This window comes from Bariatricus sp. HCP28S3_F11 (assembly GCF_052065395.1).
In the GTDB taxonomy this organism is placed as follows: domain Bacteria; phylum Bacillota; class Clostridia; order Lachnospirales; family Lachnospiraceae; genus Allocoprococcus.
In genome coordinates this window covers 1-1,783 of record NZ_JBQHUC010000093.1, presented here as the reverse complement: position 1 = coordinate 1,783, position 1,783 = coordinate 1, and the positions used below count along the sequence as shown (strand labels likewise).

1 protein-coding gene is annotated in these 1,783 nt (G+C 42.1%); it reads left to right on the top strand.

All coding sequences use genetic code 11. From position 1 onward, the window contains the following. Positions 1–317: 317 nt before the first annotated feature. Entirely contained in the window at positions 318–1,763 is a 1,446-nt protein-coding gene (tnpC, locus tag ACTNBR_RS16335) for an IS66 family transposase (RefSeq protein ID WP_417192422.1), read from the top strand. The last annotated feature ends 20 nt before the right edge of the window (positions 1,764–1,783 follow it).

Genomic DNA, 1,783 nt, shown 5'->3' with positions numbered 1-1,783 from the left:
TTAGAGTACATTGATTTTTGGGCAAAACGGAGAAAATAAAATTTCTGTTTTGCCATGGCTTTATTGCGAAAAGTGGATAACTTTTCAATGCAACTGCCAAGTGCTTTTTGCTTGTGGATAACTAAACTATAAATCTTCGATTACAGTCAGATAACGTTCTATTTGTGGATTTTATCCGAGCGTTATTGGCCGTTATCCTTTGATTTTTACTACTTATCCACCGTCATTTTGACAGTATATCAAAATGACACGATTCGCTTTTTGGGTCATTTTCCGTTAAAATAGAAGTATCAAATTAACGGAAGAAGGTGGTCTGAATGCCAGTAAATGTTACACTTGAAATGGTTCAGCAATTGCTTGAACAGAATGCTTCATTACTCAAGCAGAATGAAATGCTCACTGCAACTATTGCTGAGTTAAATCAGACCATACAAGAACTGAAGGAACAGCTTAATAAGAACTCCAAAAACAGTTCCAAACCACCTTCAAGTGATGGTTTCAAAAAGCCTGCCCCTAAGAGTCTGCGAAAACCATCCGGTAAAAAGGTTGGTGGTCAAAACGGACATCAGGGGACACATTTATCGGTAATAACAGCTCCGGATGAAATAGTCAAACATATGCCTTCCGCATGTGAAGGATGCCCGCATTATCAGATATGCAAGGGCACTGCGTGTATCGCTGAGAAACGCCATGTTATTGATGCGGTTGTTACAGTCAATGTAACGGAGCATCAGGCACTGGAACTTCCAATCTGTATGCTGTACGGAGATACACGCAGAGGTGCTTTCCCTTCTGACGTAAAAGCAGCCGTACAGTATGGCGAAAACCTTCAGGCATTAGCAGTTGCATTAAATACCGTAGGTGCAGTCAGCATCAAACGCACCCATGAGATTCTTTCCGGAGTATTTAACATTCCGATTGCAACAGGAACGATCAGCAGCATGGTAAAAAGATGTGCTGACAGTCTGAGTGAAACAGTAGCTAAGATCAAGGATAAGATGATCGGTTCCGCGCTTGGACATTTCGATGAAACCGGAACCAGAGTGGATAAAAAACTCTGGTGGGTTCATGATGCCTCAAACTGTGAATACACATATCTTGCTATCAGTCCCAAACGTGGAACTGCAGGCATGGAGCAATGCGGTGTTCTCTCGGAATTCAAAGGGATCGCCATGCATGACTGCTGGGCTTCCTACTGGAATTATCCGGATGTGCAGCATGCAGTCTGTTGTGCCCATCTTCTCCGTGAATTAACAGGGATTGATGAAAATCATCCTGAGCAGAAATGGGCATCTGCATTTATAGACCTTTTAGTGGAAATGAAAAAGGTCAAAGATAAAGCCATAGAGAAAGGTAAGGACTCTCTGAGCTATTATCACTATCATAAGTTCGATAAGAAGTATGATGAACTCATCGAACAGGCCCGGAAGGAAAATCCACTTCCCGAAACCACGAAGAAAAAACGTGGTCGGAAGAAAAAAGGAAAAATCCTTGCCCTTGTAGAACGTCTTGCGAATTACAAGGCCTCAGTCTGCCTTTTTATCCATAACTTTATGGTTCCGTTTGATAATAACCAGGCAGAACGTGATCTTCGGATGATAAAAGTCAAGACTAAAGTATCCGGATGCTTCCGAACTGAGGAAGGTGCCAGAGATTATCTGAAAATCATGTCCTACGTTGGTACGGCACATAAGCAGGGATACAATGCTTACGAAGCAATCAAAAATGCGATCTCAGGCCACCCTGATTTCATCTTTGAATAAGGGTGGTTCTGAATAGTTAC